Source organism: Natronorubrum sp. A-ect3, from assembly GCF_041821125.1.
Lineage (GTDB): Archaea > Halobacteriota > Halobacteria > Halobacteriales > Natrialbaceae > Natronorubrum > Natronorubrum bangense.
Map to the genome: position 1 here is coordinate 809603 of NZ_JBGUBB010000001.1, position 24056 is coordinate 833658.

A 24056-nucleotide genomic window follows, 5' to 3' on the forward strand; every position below is an offset into this window, starting at 1 on the left:
GAGTGCAATCGAGCGGCGACTGCTCACCACGACACCAGAACATCAAAGGTGTGGGCGGCACCTGGTTCGAGTATGCTCGGGGTCACGTCGCTGCTGCTCGGAATGATCGTCATCGTCTTGTTCGGCTCGTGGCTGCTCAAACGGGTCCGGGGAGGGACGCAATCGGCAGCACAGGAGGCGTCATACGAACGCCACAGAGAGGCCCAAGAGCGTGAGCCGCCGGTCGATCTTGGCGACGTCAGGCAGGTCGCCGTCCAGGAGTTTACCGACCACCACTCCGGGCAGCGACAGGCAGTCTGCAAGATCGAGGGCTTCGTGGTTTTCGTCGAAGAGATTCCAACCAGCCTCGACGTGGGCGACGTCATCGAAGTGAAGATTTTGTCGTTTAATCGCGGCCACACATCCGCGACCGCAACCTTTCTCGAGTCGGCCTGACGAACGCGGCCAGTAGCCACAGAGCCGCCACGTCTGATCGGTCGTGTACTCATCACTCGAGTGCCAAGCGTAGGTGAGCGTGAATGCCAGAAGCAGCCAGTATCGGCGACACGAATCAGTGTCGGTTCACACCACTGTAGTCGCCACTGCGTTGGACGCTAGTGCGCGGAAATCAGCGACTGAGGGCGAGCGATCAACGACAGCGCCAGGCCTGTTCAGCCCACTCGGTCTGCTCGAGCAGGGCCGGGTTGTGTGGCTCGCAGGTCGGTGCCGAGTCGGTCACGGCACCGGTTCGCAGGCCGGGAACCATCCCTTCGAAACCAGACACCGCCTGCAGTGCCGGAGAACGAGCAACCATCGCGGTACCGTCGGTCAGGTGCAAGCGTTCATCGACTGGGTCAGTCGGCGAGTACGACGATGGGCGCTCGCCCACATCGGAGAGCATCGTCGCTCCTTGCCAGTAGTTACCCGCGTCGTCGTGGCTCCAGATCCGAAGCGGGCCGCCCGACGACTGGACGTGGTCGTAGTTACCGACGAAATCGTTCCGGACGATGCGGTTCGTCGGCAACACCGACCGTGCGTCGACGCCGACGATGTTGCCGGCGATGACGTTGTGCTCGATGAGCGAGGCAGCCGTGTTCTGCTGGATGCCAACGCGATTCCCTTCAACGATGTTTGAGGCGACGTAGGCGTCGTCACTGTCCGGGATGATTCCCGTCTCAGTGTCTCTGACCGTGTTGTCGACGATCGCGATCCGTTCGGGACCAGTCATAACGTAGATCCCCGTGGTGTCTTGTTCGCGGAAGTCGTTGCCAGCGACCACCGCATCGGACGTATGCATCAGGTGGACGCCGAGCCGGTTTTCGACGAGTGTGTTGTTCCGAATCACGATATCCGGGGATTCGTGGGTGTAGATGCCGTCTCGACCGTCACGGATCGTCGAGTCTTCGATAACAGCCGACGAGTAGATCGCGTTGATACCCGCCCGTCCGTCGTTCGAGATTTCGTTCCCGTTGACGGTGACGTTCCGGACGACTGCGTCCGGGCTCTCGTGGAGCAACACGCCCGTCGACGGCGTCTGGATGGTGACGTCGGCGACGAGACTTCCATCACCCTCGGTGATGGCGATGCCAGCATCACCGCCGGTGTAGTGGGAGGTCAACTCGTCGTCCCATCCCTCGCCTCGCTCTTCTGGCGCGTGTTCCGGGATACCGTCTATGCCGGACGTTTCGTCGCCGACACCGGTGATCTCGAGGCCAGTAACAGCGGTTTGGTTGGCCGTCACCGCGATGACGGTTCCCCAGCCTGAACCGTCGATCGTCACGTCTCCATCGCCAGCGAGCGTGAGCGGTTTGTCGATCTCGACGTGTTCCTCGTAGGTGCCTTCGGGGACGATGACGGTCGTGTTCGCCGGGGCGTCGTCGATCGCCGCCTGGACGGTGTCGGCGTCCTCACCGACGACAGTCGAAACGGGACGGTCCCGGAGCGAATCCGCCTGTGCACTGGTTTCGTCGGCGTCGTCCAGCCGGTCGTCGAGTCGATCGCGGACGACTTCGGCATCGTTGATCTCGAACTCCGAGTTGAGGATGTCGTCCCAGGTATGGACATCGCCCCCGTGAGCCGCAGCGAACGCCGTTGCATCATCTCGGTCGGAAAACGCCATGACCGTTCCGCCAGCCGGTGAGCGTGCATCGCTGCCGGCGACGAACCAGGCCTGCTCCGCGTCGATCCAGGGCGGGACACTGTCAGCGACTGGATGGCCAGCATCTGACAGCTCGACGTCGACAGCGCTGTAGTCGGAGACGTACACCGCGAGCGGATAGCCAAACCGTTCGGTGTGCGTTGGCTGCTGATGGTCGTCAACGAACCGTTCGACACCCTGGTAGCCGACGACGTACGAATACTTGGAGTAAAACACCTGGGCCCGTGGGAGCCTGACATCTTCCTCGAGAGCGAACTCGTCCTCGAGTGAGAGGCCGACCTGCACCGTATCGTCGAACTCGACCGGATCTGGCGAAGAAGACCCAACGTCGGCGACGAAAAGTGCGCCAGCCCCAAAGAAGACGGCTGCGATGGCGACGAGCAGCCACCCCTTCCGTGAGATCGCGAGCATACCAACACTCAGGCATCGGGTATCGTATGCGGTCTGGTTTGCTTCTCGAAGGCGTCGCCAGCGCCTCGTCGCACTCGCTCGCTATCGACAGTCTCTTTCACGCTCCCCAGTCATATCTGGTATGACTGACTACTTCGAAGTACACGCGCGCGATGGGGCAGCGCGCGTGGGCGAACTCCGCCTCGAGTCCGCTCTGACGACCCCAGCGCTCGTCGACAACGTCCTCGAGGATGCGGGCTCGCTCTGGGCCGCCGACCGTGACGTCCCCGAGGGCGACGAGTCGACACTCACCGTACTCCCACACCGAGGATTCCCCGGCGGCACTGCTCCGGAGGTCCAGGAGTCGTTCGCCGTCGACTACCCCGACGTCGACTACCCGAGCGTCGCCGTCATCTCGAGTGAGCACGCCACGGACCACGGGACGGACGCTTACGCCGTCTCTGACGTCCAGTCGATCACGGGCCACGGCGCAGCGCTCGTCGAGGCCGTCATCAACACCCGAAAGGCGATCCCCACCGACACTGCACTGTTGTTCTCTGGCGTCGCCACGCCGCGCAACGTTGCCCTGCTTGCTTACGCCGGCGTCGACCTGTTTGATGAAACCGCAGCCGTCGTCAAAGGGATGGAAGGCCGATATCTGACGACCGACGAGGCCTACTTCCTCGAGGACCTCGAGGAACTCCCCTGTTCGTGTCCAGCCTGCCAGCAGCCCCGCGAGGAGTTCACTCGCAAGGACTGTGCTGAACACAACGTCAACGCGCTCGAGGCCGAACTCGGCATCGTCCGGCGACGTATCCGCGACGGTCGCCTTCGCGACTACGTGGAGGGGCAGGCCCGTCACGATCAGTGGCTCACCGCCGCTATGCGCGAACTCGATTCCCAGTGGGGGTATCTCGAGGAGCGCACGCCGATTCTCCGAGACGCCCAGATCAACGCAGCGACCGGGGACACAATCCGTCGCGTCGAGATCCAGCGTTTTGCTGACCGCGTGACGACGCGCTATCGCAACCGGTTTTCGAACCCGCTCGTGTTGGTCCCTTGCTCGGCGACGAAACCATACAGCGACTCTCAGAGTCATCGCCAGTTTCACGACGCCATCCAGTGGCGTGGCCATCTGGTCTCGATGACGAGTCCGATCGGCGTCGTCCCACAGGAACTCGAGACGACCTATCCGGCCCAGCAGTACGACACCGTCGTCACGGGCCGGTGGTCCGAAGATGAAAAGCAGTTCGTGAGCACGGTACTTGAACGCTATCTGGAACGTAACGAGTACCCGAAGATTATCGCCCACGTCCCCGACGAAGGCTACCGTGACATCGTCGAACGCGTCGAAAAGGCACTGGACCTCGACGTAACCTACACCGTCGAGGAGCATCCGACCGACGACGAGTCACTCGCGAACCTCTCGGCGGCGCTGGCAGGCGAACTGAAGTACTCCAAACGCGAGCGCGAACACAACACCGTCCGTGCCATCGCGGACTATCTGCTCGGCGACGGCGCTGGCGACGACCTCTTTGCGGATATCCAGACGACGAGCCGCTATCCGAAGATTCAGGTTCGAAACAGCGAGGACACTCAGCTCGCGACGATGGTGCCCCAGTACGGGACGCTTTCGTTTACCCTCGAGGGTGCGAAACGATGGGTTGACAGCGATGCACCGACCAAACGAGTCGAAATCGATCAGTTCGTTCCCCACGGCAGCGTGCTCGCACCGGGGATCGTCGACGCTGACGAGGATATTCGTGTCGGCGATGAGGTCGTCGTCGAGGGCCCGAAGGCCTTCGGTGTCGGCCGCGCGGAGATGTTCGGTCGTGAGATGGCCGAGAGCACACGCGGCATCGCCTGTGAGATCCGCCACGTCGAAGAAAAGTAGCAGACTCGAGGCCCCGCAACTGCCCGGACAGGCTGTACGCGAACGATTACGGAAGATGACGGCGGAAACTGGGTCGCCACGGCGTTCACAGTCTCGATGAGAGCGGATGCCGTCGGGCATGATTTGTCAGCCAGAGTGGGCCACGATCTCGGTTGACTGATTCGTCTCCAGTATCTCACGGGAGGATGTCAGTATCCCGTAGTATGCCGGTTTTCGATACATATCCGATCTGAATGGTGGCGGTAACTAAGGATCGCAGTGTGTCTGCTCCCATATATGTCTGAGGTCGAGCCAGCGACAGTCGGAATTCTGACTGAACCGTTTCTCTACGAGTGGCAAGTGCGCGCCATCGAACGCCTACAAGATGAGACCGACATCACCGTCTCGTTAGTTGTTCAAAACGTCACCGATACGGAGTGTGAAGCTGAGTCGTGGAACACGAAACAGCGGCTCGGACTCGACGACGTCACTCAGTTTTTCGAGGTCTTCCGACAAGAGAAGGCGTGGACACTCGTTCTGGCAGAACGGAACATCGCTCGACTGCTCGGCGACAAGCAGACACTCTGGCACCGACACTCGGTCGAGAACGTCGACTGTCTCGACGAGACAGAACACGTCCAGTGTGTGCCAGAGACAGAGAACGGCTGGAACGAACTCCCCGACGACGTCGTTTCCCGACTCGAGGCGGAGTGTGATGTCGCGATCCGATTCGGATTCGGTCTCGTTCGTGGTGACGTTTTAACCGCCCCAAAGTACGGCGTCTTGAGTTTCCACCCGGCGGATATTCGACGCTATCGTGGCATGGGTCCTCCAGCGATTTTCCACGACGGGCAAGCGCGTGCCGGTTCGACGTTACAGCGGCTGAACGAATCGATCGATGGCGGTGAGATCGTCGCGTACGACGACGTCTCGCTCGCCGACTGTCACACACTGTGGGACGTCTTCGATCGCCTCGCAACGCTACAGATCTCACTGCTAACGTCGGGCATTACCAGCCTGCGGGATCCGACGTTCGAGCCGCAAACCATCCCAGACGAACAGCTGGGCGAGTTCTACTATCGAGACCAGCGGCGGACCGTTTCGTTTTCGGGGCGAGTGTTGGCCAAAAACCTCGCCGGCCGAGTTCGCCACGGACTCGAGCGAGCCCGCTCGTCGGAGGAGACAGACCGGCGTTCGTCTCCACTCTCGAAGTGACCTCGGGATGCGTCAGGGCGACGTCTCGGAGACGGACTGACCACAGTCGCGGTCAGGTGCCTCCCAGTCAGTTTGCTCGAGCAGGTCGGGGTTCGACGGCTCACAGAGCGGTGCCGTGTCGACGATACTCTCCTCTCGCATCCCGGAGACGGAGCCTTCCAGTGCGTTGAGTGCGTCGGATGCAGGTGCCCGCGCAAGCGTCGGTGTACCATCAACACGGTGGAGGCGCTCGTCGACGTGATCGGTCGGCGAGTACGAGCGATCGAGGATCTCCCCATCGCTCGTTCCGACCGCACCGTGCCAGTAGTTACCCGCGCCGTTTTCAGTCCAGATGCGGAGCACACCCACTCGTGCGCTCGCGTGGCGGTAGTTCCCGACGAAGTCGTTGCCGACGACCTGGTTAGTCGGCAGGAGATGGCTCGCCTGAATGCCGTCGACGTTCCCGGCGAGGACGTTGTCCTCGTAGATCGAGTTGCCAGCCCCGGCCGCCAATCCGACTTCCGTGTCGGTGATGAGGTTGTCGGCGACGTACGATCGCGAGCCGTCCATCAAGAGCCCGCGAGACGTCTGCTGGATCTCGTTCCCGACGATAGCGTTGTGTTCGGGGTTGGTCATGACGTCGATCCCGGTCGACTGTGCGTTTCTGATCCGGTTGTCGGCGATCAACACGTCCGAGGTGTACATCAGATGGACGCCGATCCGATTTCGCTCGAGGGTGTTGTTCCGGTAGACGAGTCCGTGAGAGCGGTGGGTGTAGATCCCATCACGGCCGTCGACGAACCGTGAGTTTTCGATCACGCCGTCCGGTGATCGCATCGTCATGACGCCCATGTAGCCGTCGTTCCAGTTGTCGCTCCCGTAGACGGTCACGTTTCGAACGACGGCATCTGGGCTATCACGGAGCAAGACACCGTTCGCTGGCGTCTCGACCGTTACATTCTCGACCAACGTCTCGTTCCCGTTCTCGATCTCAACGCCAGCATCACCCTGCCCATAAGCCATCTCGAGGACGTCCTCGCTGCTTTCATCTGCGGCCGTCGTCTCTCGGTCTTCGGGGCGTGTCGTGTTCCCGACGCCAGTAATACGGAGATCCGTAACTGCGGCCTCGGCGGCGGTAACTGAGACGACTGTGCCGGTCTCATCACCCTGAATCGTCGCGTCCCCGTCGCCGGAGAGCGTGATCGGACGATCGATCTCGACGTGTTCCTCGTAGGTCCCCTCCGGCACGACGACCGTCGACTCGTCGGGAGCCATCTCGATGGCATCCTGAATCGTGGCCGCGTCATCACCGACGACGACCGTCTCGGGACGGTCTGTCAGCGTCTGCGAGGTCTCGACCTGATCGTCGGCGCGCTCGTGGCGCTCGTCGACGCGCTCTCGAATCGCGTCGGCGTCGTCGATCTCGAACTCCGACTCGAGGAGCTGTTCCCAGGAGAGCACAGTTCCCCCGTGGACCTCGGCGAACGCAGCAGCATCGTCCTGATCAGAAAACGGCATCACCGTCTCGCCAGCGGGCGTTTCTGCGTCGCTGCCGACGACGAAGGCGGCGGACTCAGCGTCGGTCCAACCGAGCCGCCCGTCGGCAGTCGGATACCCCTGTTCGGTGAGTTCAGCATCCGTCTCGCTGAAATCGGAGACATAAACGGCGATCGGATAGCCGAATCGCTCCTGATGGCCCGGCTGCTGACGGTCGTCGACGAACCGTTCGAGACCGTGATAGCCGACGACGTAGTCGTACTGTGAGTAGAACACCTGTGCTTTCGGGATCTCGATATCATCGCCATCGGGTTCGTTCTCGAGGGTGACACCCATCGTAACCGTATCCTCGAACAGGACCGGGTCCGGAGACGTCGAGCCAGTATCGACGACGAAGAGTCCGACACCGCCGACCAGCAAAACGCCGAGTGCCAGCGAGAACAGGAGATACTGCGTGGTCTCGGCCATATCAGTTCGTGAGTGGCACCGAACAATAGGCAATCTGGTTCGGTTATCGAAGTATTTGAGCGGGTGTTACGGCGATCATACCAGATTCCCTAATGCGATTACCTGCCAACAACTGCGTATGAACCAGCCTGATCGCCACCCGAACGAGACGGTCGACACTCCTCGCCGCCGGTTCCTTCAGGCGGCCGGCGTCGCAGGCAGTGTCGCCCTCGCCGGCTGTTTCGGCGACGATGGGACCGACGAAGTCGACGATCCGATCTCGATCGAGAGTGGACACGACTGCGTGGTCTGTAGTATGGTCGTTGATCAACACCCGGGACCGTCCGGGCACGCGTTTTATCCAGCTGACGACGACGTCCACGGGACAGACGACGACGGCATCGTCGCCTACTGCAGCAGTGCCTGTGCCTACGAACACTACTTCGAACAGTACGAATCAGGACACGAACCGCTCGTCCTCTACCTGACCGACTACTCGTCGGTCGACTGGGACGTTTACGAAGAGCAGGGCCTCGAGTTCATCACCGCCCATCTCGAGGCGGAGGCACACGCCCCGGCAACTGACCTTGAGTTCGTTGTCGACAGCGATGTCCTCGGCGCGATGGGCGAGTCACTCATCGGCTTTGGGTCGGCCGAGGATGCTGACTCGTTTGCCGACGAGTACGGTGGCGAGCGGTTCGATCACGACTCGGTGACGCGGGAACTGGTTGACAGTCTCGGAGGCTAACGCGCTGCCAATGCCACGGTCACACTGCAACCACCGAAGTCGTCGACGGCTGCTTGCCGCGATCGGTACCGGTGTCGTCGGTGGGCTTGCCGGCTGTTCCGACGATGATCGTGACGATCCAAACGTCGCCGATCCGGACGCTGGCTTCGACTTCACTGTCGAACATCCAGTCGACGAGCCAAAGGCGTTCGCCGACGACCAGCTGTGTGGCGTCTGTTCGATGACCGTGACTGATTACTCCGACCGGAACTGTCAGGTTGCCCACGAAGACGGCGTCGGAATGATGTGCTGTAGCCCCGGCTGTATGTTCGCTTACTACGCCGAGCCAACCCACTTCGGTGGCTCTGACGCTGAAATCGTCGGCGCGTGGGTCACCGACTTCGATACAGGACAGCTTAGTGATGGCTTCGAGGCATTCTACGTCCTCGAGCACGACGAGCGGCGTGTCGACGATCCGATGGATATCGATCCACGGGTGTACGCCAACCGGTCGACGGCCGTCGAGTACGTCGAACAGTACGACGACCTCAAGGAAGACGACATCGTCTCGCTTTCGGATGTCGATACGGATATCGCACGGATCTATCGAGACACTCGACTCCCGTGAGAGGGCACACAGCTACTTGCAGATAGCACGGGAGTCAGGTGCGGGACGATCTCAGAACGGTTGGTAGTGGGGAAGCGGAATCGCGGGGAGGTGAACGCCGAGCGTCATGAGACCGTGCTGAAGCGGAATATACCCGAGTGCGAGGAACGCAACGCCAAGCACGCGGTGGAGTTTGATTCTGGTCTCGACGCTGAGCGACTGAAAGAGGGTGCCGTAGATGAACATCGACGGCACGGTTCCGAGTCCGAGGACGGCCAGCGCGAGAAAGCCGCCACGTGGCGATCCCTGCACGAACGCATACAGAAACGCCGGATAGAGCAGCGGGCAGGGCAACAGCCCGTGGGCCGCGCCGAGCCCGACGATTCTGGAGTTACCGACCCATGAGTCGACATGAGCGACCAACCACTGCTGGACCCGGGAAAGAACCGATTCGACGCCCGGAATCGTGACCGAACCCCCGAGCAAGCCACGGCCGAGCAGATAATGAAGCCCCATCGCAATGATCACCACTCCGACGACGATCCCGGCGACTGCGTGCACGTCGGTGACGACCGCCGTCACCGTGCGTGCGTTCACGAAGACGAGCGAACCGGCGAGTCCGAAAATCCCACCGAGAACGGCATAACTGCCCGCCCGGCCGAGGTTGAACAGTGCATGTTGCCGAACGATACCGAGGGTCAGCTGGTTTCGCCGTGTCGAGCTCTCGTTCTGTTTCCGCATCCGATCCGAGTACGTCGTGATGAGCGGCCCACACATCCCGAGACAGTGGGCCCCGCCAAGAAGGCCGATCAGCCCGAAGACGACGAGACTCACCGGCTCGATCGCTGCCGGATCGAGCGACGGGTCATAACACTGCTGAAATAAAACGGGCTCGAGAATCGAGAACATGGAGAGCCAGATCATCATTTGGAGTCACTCGTAGCGTCGGTGACGGCCGGAACCGAACCGCCACGTTCGTCAGTACCAGTCACCGCTTCGATAACGGTGTTGTCGAAACAACAGCTGCTCGAGATGTTCGTCCCGAGAGCAGCACGCGAAACGGCACACCCCGTCGGCCTCGAGTGGACTGGACGCCACGAGCCTGGTCGCATCGGTCTCACCCAGTTTCGTCGGCGAGCCACGATAGCAGTCACGTCAACCGTGGCACCGTCCCCAGAAACGCTGCGTCGGGTCATTGGTGGACGATATGGATTAGGCTCTCAAGTAGCGTCTGGTGCAATTGTCTATCGCGACGGCTGGAACGATCTGGACACCGTCTGTCGGACCCGACATTCCTTACTCTGAGTCCGAGTTCGTGCCCCCGCCAGCCGGCCCATGCCGGACGATCAGCGAGAGCAGCAGCGTCGCGATGAGCACGTCAAAGCCGTGTTCGATGAGGTGGTGTGCGGTCATCGGTACCAGACCCAGAACGGTCCCCATACCGACGACCGACCGAGCCACCAGCGCGCCCAAAACGATGGTCAACACGAGATACGTGGTCGTCTGTCGCTGCAAATAGCCATAGAGACCGACGAGAAAGAGGACCATCGTCCCGAGCACAGCGAGGATAATCACCAAGACGAGAACCGGTGCCAGATGGGGAGATAGCCAGTCACCGAACGAAAGCACGAGAACCGACGTCTCAGCATTCACAACCCACGCCTCGAGGAGACCGGCTGGTGTCGGTCCGTCGGGCGCTGGCACCATCGTCTTGTTGAGCGTTCGAATACCCATTACTCTGTAAGAGCGGCGTTATGCAGCGTGCAGACTGTGGTTGTGACCGTTGTCGTGACCATCGTCACCATCGTCGTCGAAGAACCGACCTCGATAGAACTCGCCGAGTTCTCTGTCGAACGACTCGAGGGTGATGATGTCGTCGTCGTCGTACTCCTCGAACTCGTCGACGAACGCCTCGGCGTCTTCGCGGTCGGCAAACGGCGTCGGGTTGCGCATCATGATGTCGTCGACATGGTCTTCAGCCGTCACTTCCACGAAGTATGCCTCTGTGCCATCGATCAACTCACCCGTCTCATAATCAGTAACCCAGACGCCCTCGATCTCGGAGTCGGGACCACCGAACTCCTCAGGCGCTCCGTAGTAGGCAGCCAGACAACCCGACGAACAAAAGTACTCTCGATGTCCGTCTTCGTGGATTAGCTGTGCGTTCCAGTCGGGGTATTCGCCAGCGACCATACTACACACTGCACACTCTCGTTCGTCCGGGAAATCCGCTGCCTGCTCAAATTCAGCGTCATCGTCTCCGTTTTCGTCGGCGTCCCCATTGGCGTCGTCCCCATTGCCGTTCTCATCGTCGGGTTCCGAATCGTCACCACCGAGACAGCCAGCAAAACTGGCTGTAGCTCCGACGCCGATCGAACTGAGGAGGGCTCGTCGTCTGTACGCAGGTGTGGGCTGATTCACCATACGTCATTGAACGAAGGGGTATTGTAAATCACGTCTGGTGCTTTTCTCGAATTAATTCGACGATCAAACCAGAACCGCTCGGTTATGACGAGGAAACCAGCTGGTATTTGGAAAAGCCATCGCCGCTCTCGAAATCGACTGTGGCGCTACTCGCCCAGTACCGAATCGAAAAACTTCCGTTCGGCCGTCCGAAGATGCTGGTTGAACGTCGCTGGCGCGATGCCAAGTCGTTCGGCAATCTCTTCACCGGTACTCTCACGGGGCCAGTCGAAGTAGCCCGCAAAATAGGCTGTCTCGAGAGCCGCTCGCTGCTTGTCGGTCAGGTGATCGTCGAGGACGGACATCGACCGTGACTCGTCTCGCTCGCTTCGCTCGCTGGTTCGTTGGGCGAGATACGTGACGTCCGGCCGCTGTTCGTTGATGAGTTCGATCATCTGGCGGGTGTCCCGTCCGCGGGAGAGTTCGACGACAAAACGGAACTCGCCGTCGTCGATCGTCGCTGACCGAACCCGGCCGCCGTGGGTCGCGATCGTCTCGAACAGCGAGGCGGCAGCCGGTGTTATGAGTTCGAACTCGAACTCGTCGCGCCTGACAGCGAGAAACCGGACGTCGCTGAATCCATCCGTGTCCGCGATCGTTTCGCGGAACACCTCTTGATCGACGCCCTGGGCAGATCCGTAGGCGAGCAACGTCTCGTCTCCGCGGATCAGTTGCTCGAATTCGATCGTACACGAGTTCGTTTCCGACAGCTCGATCAACGGCTCGGCCAGCTCTTCGATACGGAACTCGAGTTCGATGACAGCGTCGCTGACGAGTGCGTCTTTCCGCTCGATTGCCGTGATCGCGTGTGCGATCACATCACCAATTCGGGCGAGAATCGTCGTCTCCGCCCCCTCGAACGCGCGCGGTGACGACGAGTAGACGTTGAGGACGCCGTAGATGAGATCCTCGTGAATGAGTGGAATCGCCGCAGACGAATGGTAGTCACGCTCGAGCGCCGCGTCGCGCCATGGCCCGAATCCTGAATCGGTTTTGGTACTATTCGAAACTTGCACTGTTCCGGTTCGGATGGCCGTTCCTGACGGCCCCTGCCCAGTCTCATCGTCCTCGTCGACGCTGATCTCGACAGAATCTAGATAGCCGTCCTCGACGCCAGCCGCTGCTCTGGGTACGACGCGGTCGCTACCCGGATTGACACCGCCGATCCACGCGAATCGGTAGGCGTCGGACTCGGCGAGTCGATCACAGACTCGCTGTTCTAACTCCGCTCGTGTCTCTGTTGTAATCACCGCGTGCGTGATATCGTGGCCGATCCGGTTGAGACGATTGAGGGCCTCTAGCTGCTCGCGCTGGCGCTTTCGTTCGCGCTCTTGGCGAGCGCGTTCGATCGCGTGATGGATCGTCCGCACGAGCAACTCGCTTGTCACCTCGTCTTTGACGAGAAAATCCTGTGCACCACGCTGGATGGCCTTGACACCGACCTGCTGGTCACGGAGCCCGGTCAGGACGACAATCGGTGCCCCCTCACATTTTGCGTGGACCGTCTCGAGTGTCTCGAGGCCCTCACTGTCGGGCAGATGGAGGTCGAGCAACACGACATCGATCGGCTTTGAGTCGAGCGTCTCGATCCCGTCCTGAAGATTCGACTGACACGTTATCTCTGGGGTGTTCCCGGCCGACCTGTCCGAACTAACACGTTGAGCGAGCTCTTCAGTTCCCCGAAGCATCTCCCGAATCAGGCGTGCGTCGCCGGGGTTATCCTCTATCAAGAGGATCTCCAGGCTGTCGGTGTCGCCGTTCGTTTCAGCCTGCGTATTCGTTTCGCTCATGTGTGTTCATCCTCCGGTGGAAGTCGAACAACCGAGAACCAGAACTTTTCGAACGCACGGACGGTTTCGATGAAGTCGTCTGGATCAACCGGCTTCGTAAGATAGGCGTTTGCATGCAGTTCATAGGATCTGACGACGTCTTCTTCCGCTCGAGAACTCGTCAGCACGATGACCGGGATCGATCGCAACTCTGGATCCGCTTTCAGTTCCTCGAGGACATCTTCACCGTCTTTTCGGGGCAGGTTGAGATCCAGCAGAATGAGATCTGGCCGTGTTGCATCGGCGTACTCACCACGGCGGTACAGAAAATCGAGAGCCTCATCGCCGTCGGGGACGACGTGGAGATCATTCTCGATACGACCCTGCTTGAAGGCTTCTTCAGTCAGGCGAACGTCGCCCGGGTTATCCTCGACTAACAGGATCTGTGCTGGTTCCGGCCTGAACGATCTCGAATCACTCATTGTTTCGGAGGGCGCCAACTGCTATCCACAAGTCGACTGGTAGGCATAAACCTAGTGGCAAAGTTCGATTCTGAAACGTCTTCAGAACGAACAGTTCGCTTGGCGACACCCATCGACCGAAATGCGATTGCGTCGGGCCCATCAGGCGATTTTGTATTGCACTATGTGATTTATTGAGCGTCTTTCTCGGCGAATCCGCGCCCACAGGTGACAACAGCAGGACTACTGGTCGCAGACTCGGCTCCTCTCGAGTGATCCATTCGAGACTGATTTCGGCTCGAGTTCCAGCGGTTCCCCGAGCATGCACAGCGAGGACTCTCAGACGAAACTAGGCTACACCTGATAGACAACCGATCGGCTAAACAGGACGATCACGCCGCTGACCCCCTGGTTCGAGGTGAGAAAACGGGTCTCGACGTCATGGGTCACATTGAGAGTCGCTTGCCAACTCCGTTCGAAGTCGAGGTGAGCATTCGTCGACGCCGCTCGAAACGAGAACACGACAGACAGTCTGAACCGAATTTGTGTCAGCAACTGCCGCGCGTATCGCTGCTGGACGACCGCAGAGTTGTGCAAGCGGGAGCGTGACGGCGGGTGCTCGAGGACAGCTGGCGTACCCGGTGATCTCGCGTGCCGTTCCGATGTCGGTGAGTCACAATCTTCTCGAGCGATACCCAGTCTCCGCTTCGATGCCAACTCGATGAGACGGTCCGTGTCGAGTTGGAGCACACAACTGCTGGTACTTGACCCAACGTCTCAGACGGGTTGCTGTCCTGATCTTCCGGTGGCCTCACAGGACGGCTTGCAGTCGCGCTGAACCTGCCGGACAGCAGCCCAGGTTAGTCAACCAGCGACAAACGGTAGCCAGTGTGAGGAGGCACAATGTCGGCACAGCGACCGTCTCTCCGGCAAGTTCTCGAGGGAGTGTTCGTGTCGGTACGGCCGACTATCACTACTTCATAAATCCTATACCGCGATATGAAATGGTGGTGCCTGGCCCACCGTTCGCAAACACTCATCGCACAGCCCTTATGAGAGCAGCCGTGCAGTGACACCGCTGGCAGTATCCGTTCCACGGAGCAACAATCGAAAACGCCTGCGAGTGACGCGGTTTTGTTGTTCGGTGCCGTTACTCCCCGTCGACGTCGAGGACGTCCCGAAGGGCGCGTTCGGTGTGGACCGACAGCAGGTGGCGACAGTAGGCCGGCGACGCCTGTACGTCCGGTCGGAACTCGTCATCATCGAGTGACGTTGCCTGTTCTGCCGCGGCCGTGATCGTGTCCGCCTCGAGTGATTCGCCCTCGAGCGCCTCCTCGACGGCAGACAGGCGTCTGGGATGGGCGAGATTGCCCGTGGCAGCGACGCGAACGCGCTCGATCGTCTCGCCGTCGGTGTGTGCCCACGCCCCAACCCCAATCAGCGGGTAGCCCGAAAGGGGGTTGCGGTGTTTGTGATACGCACTCGAGGTGTCATCCTCGATCGGAATCCGAAGCGCGGTCACAATCTCGTGATCGCCGACGGCGGTCTCGAAGTGGCCGGTAAAGAGGTCGTCGGCGTCGATCGATCGGTCGCCGTCGGGCCCCGTCACCGCGAGCGAGCCCCCGAGTGCGAGGACGGCGGCGGGGTGGTCGGTTCGGGCATCGCCGTGGGCGAGGTTACCGCCGATACTGCCCCCGTTTCGGACCTGAATGTCACCGACCTCACCTGCCGCGTCGGCAAGCGCCGCGGCGTGTTCCCGAACGAGATCCGATTCGGCGAGTGCCGCGTGGGTCACGAGTGCCCCCACCGAGAGGTCGCCGTCGGTGCGTTCGATACTCGAGAGCCCGTCAACTGCGTTGATGTCGACGAGCACCGGCGGGTCCTCCTCTCCGGTCCGCATCCGGGGAAGCAATCCGTGTGAACCGGCGAGCAGTTCGGCCCCCTCGTGGTCAGCGAGGAGGCCGACGGCCTCGTCGACGCTTTCGGCGCGATAGTACTCGAAATCGTTCGCGTACATCACTCCTCACCCCCCATGGCCTGCCAGACCGCTTCTGGTGTGATCGGCATATCGAGGTGGTCGACGTCGAACGGCTCGAGGGCGTCGACGACGGCGGAGACGACGGTCGGCGCGGCAGCGATGGTTGCCGACTCGCCAACGCCTTTGACGCCGATGGGATTGTGCGGGCTGGGCGTGACCGTGTGGTCGGTCTCGAAGTCCGGCACGTACGTCGAGTGTGGGACGGCGTACTCGTCCATGCGGCGGGTCAGGAGGTGGCCATCGTCGTCGTAGGCGGCCCCCTCATACAGCGCCGCGCCGATCCCCTGGGCGATTCCGCCGTGGACCTGCCCCTCGACGATCATCGGGTTGATGATCTCGCCACAGTCGTCGACGGCGACGTAGCGCTCGAGGTCGATCTCACCCGTTTCGGGTTGGATTTCGACGACGGCGACGTGCGTGCCGAAGGGGAACGTGAAGTTTTCCGGGTCGTAGAAGTTCGTCGCCTCGAGTCCGGGATCCATCTCCTCGGGCAGATCGTGGCCGAGGTACGCCTCGGCGGCGATCTCCTGGATATGGTACGAGCGGTCGGGTGCACCCGCGACGTGGAACTCGCCGTCGTCGAACTCGATGTCGTCGACGCTGGCCTCGAGTTGATGGGCGGCGATCTCGCGGGCTTTCTCGCGCACTTCGCGTGCACCGCGGGCGATGGCCCCGCCGCCGACGGAGGCGCTTCGGCTGCCGTAGGTTCCCAGTCCCTGTGGGATCTGATCGGTGTCGCCTTCGACGACGTCGATGTCGTCGACGTCGACGCCGAGTTCTTCAGCGGCGATCTGGGCGAACGTCGTGCGGTGGCCCTGTCCCTGATCGGCTGTGCCGACGAGGACCGTGACGGTTCCCGTCGAGTCAAAGCGCACGATCGAACTCTCCCAGCCGCCAGCCTGCGCGCCGAGGTCGCCGGCGAGTCCCGACGGCGAGAGGCCGGCCGATTCGACGAAGTTGGCGACGCCGATGCCGAGATAGCGCCCTTCCTCGCGGAGTTCGGCCTGTCGCTCTCGAAGATCGTCGTAGCCGACGTGCTCGAGTGCCTTGTCCATCGCCCGTTCGTACTCGCCGCTGTCGTAGATGACGGCCGCAGCGGTCTCGTAGGGAAACTCGTCAGGTGGGACGAGATTCGCCCGCCGGAGTTCGGCGGGATCCATCTCGAGTTCCCGCGCGGCGACGTCCATGAGCCGTTCGATCACGTAGATCCCCTCCGAGCGGCCGGCGCCGCGATAGGCGTCGACCGGCGTCGTGTTGGTGAACGCACCGATGACCCGACAGTAGATCGCCGGGATCGCGTACTCGCCGGAGAGGATCGTCGAGTACAGATACGACGGCGTGGCAGTGGCGAACTGCGAGAGCTGTGCCCCGAGTCCGGCGTGGGTTTCGACACGAATCCCGCGGACGGTACCATCGTCATCGACGGCGATCTCGGCGCTCGTCGTGTGATCGCGGCCGTGGCAGTCGGTGACGTAGCCTTCCATCCGGCTGGCTTTCCATTTCACTGGTCGACCGAGTTGCATCGAACACCAGGCCGTGACGGCCTCGTCGGGGTAGTGGTAGATCTTGCTCCCGAAGCCGCCGCCGACCTCGGGGGCGATCACCTGAATTTTGTTCTCCGGAATCCCAAGCGTGCCGGCCGACAGCAGCATCCGGTGCAGATGGGGGTTCTGGCTCGTCATCCAGAGACGTAGTTTCTCGGTCGCAACGTCCCAGTCGGCAAGCGCCGTCCGGGGCTCCATCGCGTTCGGAATGAGCCGTGGCTGGCGGAGGTCGACGCTCGCGACCCGGTCGGCGTCGGCAAAGGCCTCATCGACGGCGTCCGCATCGCCGAGTTCGAAGTCGAAGGCGACGTTGTCCTCGGCCTCCTCGTGGACCGGTGGCACGTCGCGCTCGACCGACTCGACTGGGTCCGTGACGTGTTCCAGCTCCTCGTACTCGACTTCGATGGCCGCGAGTGCGTCGCGGGCCGCCTGTGGCGTTTCGGCGACGACCGCGGCGATCCCGTCGCCCTCGTGGCGGACTTTGTCCACGGCGAGCATGCGATACTGCGGCGTGACGAGTCCGGGTAACATCCAGGCCGTCGGGATAGTGTTGGGAACGCCACTATCTTCGACGTCGGCGCCGGTGTAGACCGCGACGACGTCGTCCATCGCTTCGGCCGCGCTCGTATCGACCTCGAGAATGCGGGCGTGTGCGTGATCGGACCGGCGAATCGCCAGATGCGCCGTCCCCTGGAGCTGGACGTCGTCGGTGTAGGTCGCCTCGCCGGTCAGCAACGGGACGTCCTCGTCGCGCTCGATTGCCTCGCCGAAGACGCGCTTTTCGGCTGGCTGGTCGCTCTCACTCATGGCTTGCCTCTCGCTGCTCGAGTGTCGCTTCGATCGCGTCGACGATGTTGTGATAGCCGGTACACCGACAGAGATTGCCCTCGATGGCCTCACGGATCTCCTCCCGGGAGGGATCGTCAGCGTCTTTCAGATACGTATCCGCCGTCATCAACATCCCGGGCGTACAGAAGCCACACTGGAGGCCGTGGTTCTCCTGAAACTGCTCCTGTAACGGCGCAAGGTCGCCGTTTTCGGCGAGTCCTTCGACGGTTTCGATCTCTGCCCCGTCCGATTGGACGGCAAAACGCATACAGGATTTGATCGCCTCGCCGTCGACGCGGACGGTACACGCGCCACACCGGGCGGTCTCACAGCCGACATTTGCGCCGGTGTACCCAAGCTCTTCTCGGAGTGCAGTGACGAGCAGCGTTCGCGACTCGACAGCCAACTCGTGATCAGTTCCGTTTACAGAGAGCGAGATCTCGTGTTCAGTCATCGATACATCCCTCCATCAATGCGGAAATCGGCGACGAAAACGCCAGTGGCTACTAACATGATGTATGTCTACATTCCCCAATGGTGTCACCGAGTAAAAAGATTCGTGTCAAAAGACCTGTTAGCGGCGTCGTTGGCCGGTTTCTGACCGTTACAGACAGCACGCGACATCGCGGCGGCCAACTCTTCGAGCCGTGTCTACTCCCCTGCTTGCTGATACAGCGTGCATACTAATGCCGTTCGTCGGCGGTGGGGCTCGTATGAGCGTTCACCCGACGTTGTCCTTCGACACAGAGATCCAGCGAATGGTCTACGAGTACATCGAGCGACACGGGGCCGTCGACCCCGACGAACTGGCGCGATCGATCCGCCTCGAGTCGGAGCCATCCCACTCGAAGCCCGCTCGATCAGGGTCGTACACCGAGTCGATCTGTCCCCCGATGGATGACCTCGAGTCCTGTCTCGAGGCGCTCGAGACACAGGGCTATCTCACTGAAGCCGACGGAAAGTACCGGGTTGCGCTCTCGACGACGCCGAAAACTGTCGAACTCGAGGACGGGACAGTGACGATCAGGGCGGCACGGGAAGAAGACCGACACGGTGTCATCGACACAATGCACGAGGTCGCAGCCGAGGGCACGTATATCGTCGCCGAAAACGTCGCGACCCAACTCGAGCGCGACTCGGCACTGGTTCGGGCCAACGAGAACCAATCGCGAATCTTTTTCGTCGCCGTTTTCGAGCCGGAGACCGAGGCCGATAGCGACGAGCCACGGCAAGCGGCCGCCACAACCGACACCGAAAGCGAGTCACGCGTCGTGGGCTGGCTCCACATCGATGTCAACGAACTTCCGTCGCTGTCTCACACTGCAGAACTCACCGTCGGCGTCGCGTCCGACGTTCGCCACAACGGAATCGGGTCACACCTCCTCGAGTACGGCCTCGAGTGGGCCAAAAACGCCGGGTACCGGAAGGTGTACCAGAACGTCCCGGCAACGAACGACGGCGCGATCGAGTTTCTCGAAGCCAACGGCTGGCAACGCGAGGGCGAACACGAAGCTCAGTACCAGATCGGCGACGCGTTCGTCGACGAAATCATGCTCGCGACGTGGCCGTAGTTTCTTGACAATCGGAGACATACTCGAGGTATGGACGAAATTTCACTCGGCGTGCCGAAACCGGTGCTTGAGCGACTGCCAGCCGACGACGAAACCGCTGGCGCGGACATGCAAGAGGCAGTCGCTGGCTGGGAACAGCGGTTGAATCGAGCGATCGACGACGCCGACGACGACCGGGAAGCTGCGGCCCGCGTGCTCGAGGCGATCGATCGCTTCGAACAGCGCCACGACACCTACGACGAGCTGGTGCCGGAGCTGCGAGCGTGGGGACAGTCGCCGATCTACGCCATCGCGTGGCGGACGCTGTATGCTGACGTGATCGCCCAACTCCACGCCCACGACGACCTCGGAGAGCATCTCGATCGGGAGCGAAACGCACGACTGGTCGAAGACGGAATCCGGATGCGGGACCTGTAGGGCCCGACCACAACGGTTTTGCGCTCGGACTCGATACAGATATCGTGGCTTCGACTGACGACCGCGACGATGCGCACGCGATCGACCTGACGACGCGTGTACGCCGTCGCGTCCTTCCAACAGTTCATCGCATCAAAGAACCGTTCGGGGGCTTTGCACAGTGTCTCCAACATCCCGACGAGTACGTCGGCACGATCCAGTACGGTCTCGGTGAGTTTCGAGCCGATCTCGAGACGATGTCGTTCGCGCCGGAGCCGATCGCCTCGCTGAAGATCCACCGGGACGGCCGGCAGTCAGCCGGGAGTTGGGTACGGCGACCATCGTCGTTTTCGACCTGGCAACTCCATATCGCGCTGTTTGTCACTGACACCGATGCAGTCGACGTGTTCGCGCACCGAGAGTACTCGTGGCTACGCCACCCGTACAAACATTATACCGCCGAAGGCTGGGACACCCACGGCGGCGTCAAGCGAATGCGAGCACTGCTCTCAGAACACGACGTCTCGTTCCGGATCGATAGATTGGATTGAGACGGTCTGTTGTACCGAGTTCCTGCCGATCACCAGAGACGGGATCGGTGATCGGCGGTCGTTGACGACAGCAGTGGGTATGAACGACGCTCTCGAACGCTCGGTTTCAGTCACTGTTTCCGCTGGACGACGAGTCGGCGCGTGTCGGCTATCGGAGTCGGATGATCCGTCTGTGTTGCGGCTGCAGCTGTGTGTCACGCTCGCTGTTGTAACGCTTCCATATCTTGTTAAATAAAGCAGGGTATACTAAAGCCGGTCTGGGAAGTCTGAACCAGAACAACGTTCATTATGGTCTCGCCAGGCAAACTCCGAGCTTTGAGCACCCTCACGGACGGAGAACACAACGCGTTCGAACCCCCAGTCGATGAGACAGGGGAGATCACATACCCACGCGTCGAGCAGGCACTCGACAAGCAGGACGGGGAGCCGGTTGACTTCCTCGAGACAATGACCGACCGCGGGATACTGGCATCGGAAGTCAAGTACAAGCTGTACCGCTGCCCGAACTGTTCTCGTACGGGGATGCGGTACAGCACCGGCTGTCCCAACTGCGAATCAGTTCGCACGACACAGGAGTCGACAGCCGTTCATCCGAGTTGTGACACACCGCTCGAGCAGAAGACAGCGACAACTGCTGCAACGACTCCGGAAGAGACGGACGAGAAACGGTACTGTTCTGACTGTGCAGAAGACGTGTCGCCCTCCGAACTCGAGAACGATCGGCGGTATCGGTGTCACGACTGTACTGAGTGGTTCGACTCCCCAACACACAGACTGTGGTGTCCTGACTGCGATCAGGTGTCGCCGCCAGCCGAGGTCCACGAAGAGCCTGCATATCGCTACCCGTTGACCCCGTTCGGAACCCAGTGGATCGCAACACAACTCGAAAGACGCCAGCTGCTCGTCGCGGCCTTCGAAGAACGAGGGTACGAAACGAGCGTTGAGACGACGATTCCGACGTCGGCAGGTGGCGAACTGCCGGTTCACGTGTACGCGGTCGACGAACTCTTCGACTATCGAATCGTTGCTGGCGTTCACGACTCACCACCCATCGAGGACGTCCAACGGCTCGTTGAGGCAGCCCGTGAAGTCGACGCCCAGCCAATACTGCTCCTATCAGACGACGCCGGGGATGACCGCGTTGCTGAGTTGGTTGACAGAGAAGCGATTACGGTCGTTGCTGCGTCCGATGGAACGCTTTCCGGCGAGTTCGAGATGAGTAGCCGATCGCGGGCGTCCAATCTCGTGGGGGGCTGGTTTGATTCGCTGTTCTCGACCGCCAAGCGTTGATCCCGGCGACGCCGTTCGGAGCGCCAGCCCGAACGCGGTGTGTATCAGGATCCTACCGCGTCGAGACTGGATCGCCACCTGGCTCCTCACGGACCAGCGTCCGTTGTACACAGCTGTTTCTATCGACCAGACGTGGTGGAACGCAGCACGTACAGACTGTTTCGCTGGCTACAACTGTGCGCTCGTCCCCACCGTGGCCACACTCGATCTCGGTTCCACAACCGATTTGAGCGCTGACAATGGATCGCCATCCGATGGCCGGGACCCAGACTGTCGCTGCGTTCACTGATCTGTATCTCCCGACAGTCAACGGCGTGACGTACACGGTCGCACTCTGGCGCGAACGCTGGTCCCGTCACCACGGATCGATGGACGTCGTCTTCCCCGAGATGGGGGGCTACGAACCCAGAGACGGCGAGTACGACGTGCCAAGCGTCGGCGCGCCGCTGTATCCTCGATATCGACTCGGACTGCCAGCGGTCCCCAGCGGACTCGAGACGCCCGAAATCGTCCACGTACAGACACCGTACACCGTCGGTGCTGCGGGCATTCGCTTCGCTCGACAGCGTGACGTGCCCGTCGTCGCCTCGTATCACACGTTACTCGACGACCGCGTCGATCAGCACGTTCCCCCACCGCTGGTGGACGTCTGCAAACGAGCGCACCGGGCCTACGAGCGAGCGTTCCTCGAGCGAGTCGATCATGTCGTCGCGCCGACGGCGTTTGCCAGACGCCGCCTGCTGACAGCCATTCAACCGGCTGTCGATGTCACCGTCGTCTCAAACGGCATCGACACGGCGATGTTTCGGCCGGTCGATCCAGCAGCGTTCTGTGACGCCTACGAGTTACCCGAGGGGCCACTGCTCGGATACACTGGCCGCCATGGACCCGAAAAGAACCTCGAGGAAGCGATCGACGCCGTCGACGACACCGACTACACGCTCGTTCTCGCTGGCGATGGCCCGGCCAGAGCGTCGCTGGAGGCATACGCCACAACGGTCGACGCCGACGTTCGGTTCCTCGGCTTTCTCGAGCGTGATGAGCTGCCGGCGTTTTATTCGGCTCTCGACGTCTTCGTCTTCCCAAGCCCGGTCGAAACGCAGGGACTGGTCGCACTCGAGGCGACGGCGTGTGCCACGCCAGTCGTCGCCGTCGACGCGGGCGCACTGACTGACAGCGTTATCGACGGCGAAACCGGCTACCGGTACGAACCCGGCGACCTCGAGTCGTTCCGGTGGGCGATCCGTCGGACACTCGCCGAACACGACCGGCTCTCGGATCTCTGTCGCCGGCGGCGCCAGATGCTCTCGGTCGAGCACTCTCTCGAGCAGTTACGCGATCTCTACGACGACGTTCGCGGAAACTGAACGGCGGTCGCCATCACGTCCTCAAGCGGCACTGGACTGGTCGGATTGTACACTGTGAAGATAGCCCAAGCGTTCAAATCCTCTCAGTTGATAGAAAAGGGTATGGAGTTTGCAGTTTCGCGGGAGGGAACGACGCTCATCACGTTACACGGCGGCAGTGACACGACTGCCCGCGAAGAGGCTACCGAGCAGCTCGCGGCGGTTCTCGAGCGTCTCGAAGCCGAGGGAACAGTCTCTGCGTGGGAGATCGACGACGCATCGGTGTACGAACAGCCGACCGCACCGTTCGATCCGTATACGATCACACTCGAGTTTTCGATCACCGTCGTCGTCGAGGCCGACGACGCTGACGAGGCGACGGCGATCGGTGCCAGCGCGATCGACGACGTGCTCGAGCAAGCCGACGTCACCCCGATTACGTACACGTCCTCACCGGCCGCCTCTGCCGATTAAGCAGGCGATCGGGCACCCGAACTTATGAGCGTCGGCCACGAGAGGCCTGTATGGAGATCGAGATGCGGTTTTTCGCGACCTTTCGTGAGGCCGTCGGTGAGAAGACACAGACACGCGGGTTCGAAGACGAGGAGACCGTTGGTGACGTACTCGCGACGCTCGAGGCTGAGTACGAGGGGCTCGAGGGCCAGTTACTCGAGGACGGCGGAGACGCGATCAGACAGCAGTTGAGCGTGCTAAAAAACGGCCGCGACGTCGTCCACATGGCGGGCCCGGAGACGCCCCTCGAGAGTGGCGACCGGCTGTCGGTGTTCCCGCCGGTCGCAGGCGGGTAACGACGGCTGGTTCGTCGACACGCGTGCAGACGGCCGCCTGACAGTCAGTACCGACGTGTCCACGACCGGTGTGAGGCCGTCAGGAGTTCGTTCCACAACCCGTCTCAGCACCGACACC

At 61.4% G+C, this 24056-nt stretch carries 22 protein-coding genes; 12 read left to right on the plus strand and 10 right to left on the minus strand.

What is annotated here, in order from left to right; all coding sequences use genetic code 11:
- Window positions 1–72: 72 nt before the first annotated feature.
- Window positions 73–435: a TRAM domain-containing protein gene (locus tag ACERJA_RS04095; RefSeq protein ID WP_373606992.1), complete on the plus strand. Its 363-nt coding sequence runs from the start codon at window positions 73–75 to the stop codon at window positions 433–435.
- A 193-nt stretch (window positions 436–628) separates the two neighbouring features.
- On the opposite strand, the gene ACERJA_RS04100 is transcribed toward ACERJA_RS04095, so the two are convergent.
- Window positions 629–2548, minus strand: a complete 1920-nt coding sequence (locus ACERJA_RS04100; RefSeq protein WP_373606993.1) for a NosD domain-containing protein — start codon at window positions 2546–2548, stop codon at window positions 629–631.
- A gap of 121 nt (window positions 2549–2669) precedes the next feature.
- Between ACERJA_RS04100 and arcS the strand changes: the two genes are divergently transcribed.
- Together arcS and ACERJA_RS04110 are read left to right on the plus strand one after the other, a co-directional pair.
- Window positions 2670–4421 carry an archaeosine synthase subunit alpha gene (arcS, locus tag ACERJA_RS04105; protein ID WP_373606994.1) on the plus strand — a complete coding sequence of 584 codons (1752 nt, stop codon included), beginning with the start codon at window positions 2670–2672 and terminating at the stop codon, window positions 4419–4421.
- 276 nt (window positions 4422–4697) lie between these two features.
- On the plus strand, window positions 4698–5615 hold the full coding sequence (locus ACERJA_RS04110) for a formyltransferase family protein (RefSeq protein ID WP_373606995.1): 918 nt from the start codon (window positions 4698–4700) through the stop codon (window positions 5613–5615).
- A gap of 12 nt (window positions 5616–5627) precedes the next feature.
- Here the strand turns inward: ACERJA_RS04110 and ACERJA_RS04115 are convergent, their stop codons facing one another.
- Window positions 5628–7559 carry a NosD domain-containing protein gene (locus ACERJA_RS04115; RefSeq protein WP_373606996.1) on the minus strand — a complete coding sequence of 644 codons (1932 nt, stop codon included), beginning with the start codon at window positions 7557–7559 and terminating at the stop codon, window positions 5628–5630.
- Between the two features lie 118 nt (window positions 7560–7677).
- Between ACERJA_RS04115 and ACERJA_RS04120 the strand changes: the two genes are divergently transcribed.
- Window positions 7678–8286, plus strand: coding sequence for a nitrous oxide reductase accessory protein NosL (locus tag ACERJA_RS04120; RefSeq protein ID WP_373606997.1), 609 nt, complete (start codon window positions 7678–7680; stop codon window positions 8284–8286).
- A gap of 10 nt (window positions 8287–8296) precedes the next feature.
- Window positions 8297–8893, plus strand: coding sequence for a nitrous oxide reductase accessory protein NosL (locus tag ACERJA_RS04125; protein ID WP_373606998.1), 597 nt, complete (start codon window positions 8297–8299; stop codon window positions 8891–8893).
- A gap of 51 nt (window positions 8894–8944) precedes the next feature.
- Here ACERJA_RS04125 and ACERJA_RS04130 read toward each other — a convergent pair whose 3' ends face one another.
- The 8 genes from ACERJA_RS04130 to ACERJA_RS04165 form a co-directional block, all read right to left on the minus strand.
- Window positions 8945–9796: a sulfite exporter TauE/SafE family protein gene (locus ACERJA_RS04130; RefSeq protein ID WP_373607450.1), complete on the minus strand. Its 852-nt coding sequence runs from the start codon at window positions 9794–9796 to the stop codon at window positions 8945–8947.
- A gap of 372 nt (window positions 9797–10168) precedes the next feature.
- Window positions 10169–10579 (minus strand): hypothetical protein, encoded by a 411-nt coding sequence (locus ACERJA_RS04135; protein WP_373607451.1) that lies wholly within the window; start codon window positions 10577–10579, stop codon window positions 10169–10171.
- A gap of 45 nt (window positions 10580–10624) precedes the next feature.
- A complete protein-coding gene (locus ACERJA_RS04140; protein WP_373606999.1) occupies window positions 10625–11296 on the minus strand; it encodes a nitrous oxide reductase accessory protein NosL in 672 nt (223 codons plus the stop codon).
- A 146-nt stretch (window positions 11297–11442) separates the two neighbouring features.
- Window positions 11443–13125 (minus strand): bacterio-opsin activator domain-containing protein, encoded by a 1683-nt coding sequence (locus ACERJA_RS04145; RefSeq protein WP_373607000.1) that lies wholly within the window; start codon window positions 13123–13125, stop codon window positions 11443–11445.
- Window positions 13122–13586 carry a response regulator gene (locus ACERJA_RS04150; protein ID WP_373607001.1) on the minus strand — a complete coding sequence of 155 codons (465 nt, stop codon included), beginning with the start codon at window positions 13584–13586 and terminating at the stop codon, window positions 13122–13124. The genes ACERJA_RS04145 and ACERJA_RS04150 overlap by 4 nt, the downstream gene beginning before the upstream one ends.
- Before the next feature lie 1129 nt (window positions 13587–14715).
- Window positions 14716–15582 (minus strand): xanthine dehydrogenase family protein subunit M, encoded by an 867-nt coding sequence (locus ACERJA_RS04155; RefSeq protein ID WP_373607002.1) that lies wholly within the window; start codon window positions 15580–15582, stop codon window positions 14716–14718.
- The gene (locus ACERJA_RS04160; RefSeq protein WP_373607003.1) at window positions 15582–17954 is read right to left on the minus strand and encodes a xanthine dehydrogenase family protein molybdopterin-binding subunit; all 2373 of its coding nucleotides are present in this window, start codon (window positions 17952–17954) and stop codon (window positions 15582–15584) included. Before ACERJA_RS04160 ends, ACERJA_RS04155 begins: the two co-directional genes overlap by 1 nt.
- Window positions 17947–18429: a (2Fe-2S)-binding protein gene (locus ACERJA_RS04165; protein WP_373607004.1), complete on the minus strand. Its 483-nt coding sequence runs from the start codon at window positions 18427–18429 to the stop codon at window positions 17947–17949. Before ACERJA_RS04165 ends, ACERJA_RS04160 begins: the two co-directional genes overlap by 8 nt.
- 259 nt (window positions 18430–18688) lie before the next feature.
- On the opposite strand from ACERJA_RS04165, the gene ACERJA_RS04170 reads away from it, so the two are divergent.
- The 7 genes from ACERJA_RS04170 (at window position 18689) to ACERJA_RS04200 (ending at window position 23938) form a co-directional block, all read left to right on the plus strand.
- The gene (locus ACERJA_RS04170) at window positions 18689–19546 is read left to right on the plus strand and encodes an N-acetyltransferase family protein (protein WP_373607005.1); all 858 of its coding nucleotides are present in this window, start codon (window positions 18689–18691) and stop codon (window positions 19544–19546) included.
- A gap of 30 nt (window positions 19547–19576) precedes the next feature.
- Window positions 19577–19963 (plus strand): hypothetical protein, encoded by a 387-nt coding sequence (locus ACERJA_RS04175; RefSeq protein WP_373607006.1) that lies wholly within the window; start codon window positions 19577–19579, stop codon window positions 19961–19963.
- 44 nt (window positions 19964–20007) lie between these two features.
- Window positions 20008–20493, plus strand: a complete 486-nt coding sequence (locus ACERJA_RS04180; RefSeq protein WP_373607007.1) for a hypothetical protein — start codon at window positions 20008–20010, stop codon at window positions 20491–20493.
- Between the two features lie 315 nt (window positions 20494–20808).
- On the plus strand, window positions 20809–21783 hold the full coding sequence (locus tag ACERJA_RS04185) for a hypothetical protein (protein WP_373607008.1): 975 nt from the start codon (window positions 20809–20811) through the stop codon (window positions 21781–21783).
- Window positions 21784–22037: 254 nt separating this feature from the next.
- Window positions 22038–23150, plus strand: coding sequence for a glycosyltransferase (locus ACERJA_RS04190; protein ID WP_373607009.1), 1113 nt, complete (start codon window positions 22038–22040; stop codon window positions 23148–23150).
- 102 nt (window positions 23151–23252) lie between these two features.
- Window positions 23253–23603, plus strand: a complete 351-nt coding sequence (locus tag ACERJA_RS04195; protein ID WP_373607010.1) for a hypothetical protein — start codon at window positions 23253–23255, stop codon at window positions 23601–23603.
- Window positions 23604–23653: 50 nt separating this feature from the next.
- Window positions 23654–23938, plus strand: coding sequence for a ubiquitin-like small modifier protein 1 (locus ACERJA_RS04200; protein WP_373607011.1), 285 nt, complete (start codon window positions 23654–23656; stop codon window positions 23936–23938).
- The last annotated feature ends 118 nt before the right edge of the window (window positions 23939–24056 follow it).

What these genes read in the sequence shown, in the direction of transcription:
- ACERJA_RS04095 (WP_373606992.1), top strand. Translation starts at nt 73, where the DNA reads ATGCTCGGGGTCACGTCGCTGCTGCTCGGAATGATCGTCATCGTCTTG.
- ACERJA_RS04100 (WP_373606993.1), bottom strand. Translation starts at nt 2,548, where the DNA reads ATGCTCGCGATCTCACGGAAGGGGTGGCTGCTCGTCGCCATCGCAGCC.
- arcS (WP_373606994.1), top strand. Translation starts at nt 2,670, where the DNA reads ATGACTGACTACTTCGAAGTACACGCGCGCGATGGGGCAGCGCGCGTG.
- ACERJA_RS04110 (WP_373606995.1), top strand. Translation starts at nt 4,698, where the DNA reads ATGTCTGAGGTCGAGCCAGCGACAGTCGGAATTCTGACTGAACCGTTT.
- ACERJA_RS04115 (WP_373606996.1), bottom strand. Translation starts at nt 7,559, where the DNA reads ATGGCCGAGACCACGCAGTATCTCCTGTTCTCGCTGGCACTCGGCGTT.
- ACERJA_RS04120 (WP_373606997.1), top strand. Translation starts at nt 7,678, where the DNA reads ATGAACCAGCCTGATCGCCACCCGAACGAGACGGTCGACACTCCTCGC.
- ACERJA_RS04125 (WP_373606998.1), top strand. Translation starts at nt 8,297, where the DNA reads ATGCCACGGTCACACTGCAACCACCGAAGTCGTCGACGGCTGCTTGCC.
- ACERJA_RS04130 (WP_373607450.1), bottom strand. Translation starts at nt 9,796, where the DNA reads ATGATCTGGCTCTCCATGTTCTCGATTCTCGAGCCCGTTTTATTTCAG.
- ACERJA_RS04135 (WP_373607451.1), bottom strand. Translation starts at nt 10,579, where the DNA reads ATGGTGCCAGCGCCCGACGGACCGACACCAGCCGGTCTCCTCGAGGCG.
- ACERJA_RS04140 (WP_373606999.1), bottom strand. Translation starts at nt 11,296, where the DNA reads ATGGTGAATCAGCCCACACCTGCGTACAGACGACGAGCCCTCCTCAGT.
- ACERJA_RS04145 (WP_373607000.1), bottom strand. Translation starts at nt 13,125, where the DNA reads ATGAGCGAAACGAATACGCAGGCTGAAACGAACGGCGACACCGACAGC.
- ACERJA_RS04150 (WP_373607001.1), bottom strand. Translation starts at nt 13,586, where the DNA reads ATGAGTGATTCGAGATCGTTCAGGCCGGAACCAGCACAGATCCTGTTA.
- ACERJA_RS04155 (WP_373607002.1), bottom strand. Translation starts at nt 15,582, where the DNA reads ATGTACGCGAACGATTTCGAGTACTATCGCGCCGAAAGCGTCGACGAG.
- ACERJA_RS04160 (WP_373607003.1), bottom strand. Translation starts at nt 17,954, where the DNA reads ATGAGTGAGAGCGACCAGCCAGCCGAAAAGCGCGTCTTCGGCGAGGCA.
- ACERJA_RS04165 (WP_373607004.1), bottom strand. Translation starts at nt 18,429, where the DNA reads ATGACTGAACACGAGATCTCGCTCTCTGTAAACGGAACTGATCACGAG.
- ACERJA_RS04170 (WP_373607005.1), top strand. Translation starts at nt 18,689, where the DNA reads ATGAGCGTTCACCCGACGTTGTCCTTCGACACAGAGATCCAGCGAATG.
- ACERJA_RS04175 (WP_373607006.1), top strand. Translation starts at nt 19,577, where the DNA reads ATGGACGAAATTTCACTCGGCGTGCCGAAACCGGTGCTTGAGCGACTG.
- ACERJA_RS04190 (WP_373607009.1), top strand. Translation starts at nt 22,038, where the DNA reads ATGGCCGGGACCCAGACTGTCGCTGCGTTCACTGATCTGTATCTCCCG.
- ACERJA_RS04195 (WP_373607010.1), top strand. Translation starts at nt 23,253, where the DNA reads ATGGAGTTTGCAGTTTCGCGGGAGGGAACGACGCTCATCACGTTACAC.
- ACERJA_RS04200 (WP_373607011.1), top strand. Translation starts at nt 23,654, where the DNA reads ATGGAGATCGAGATGCGGTTTTTCGCGACCTTTCGTGAGGCCGTCGGT.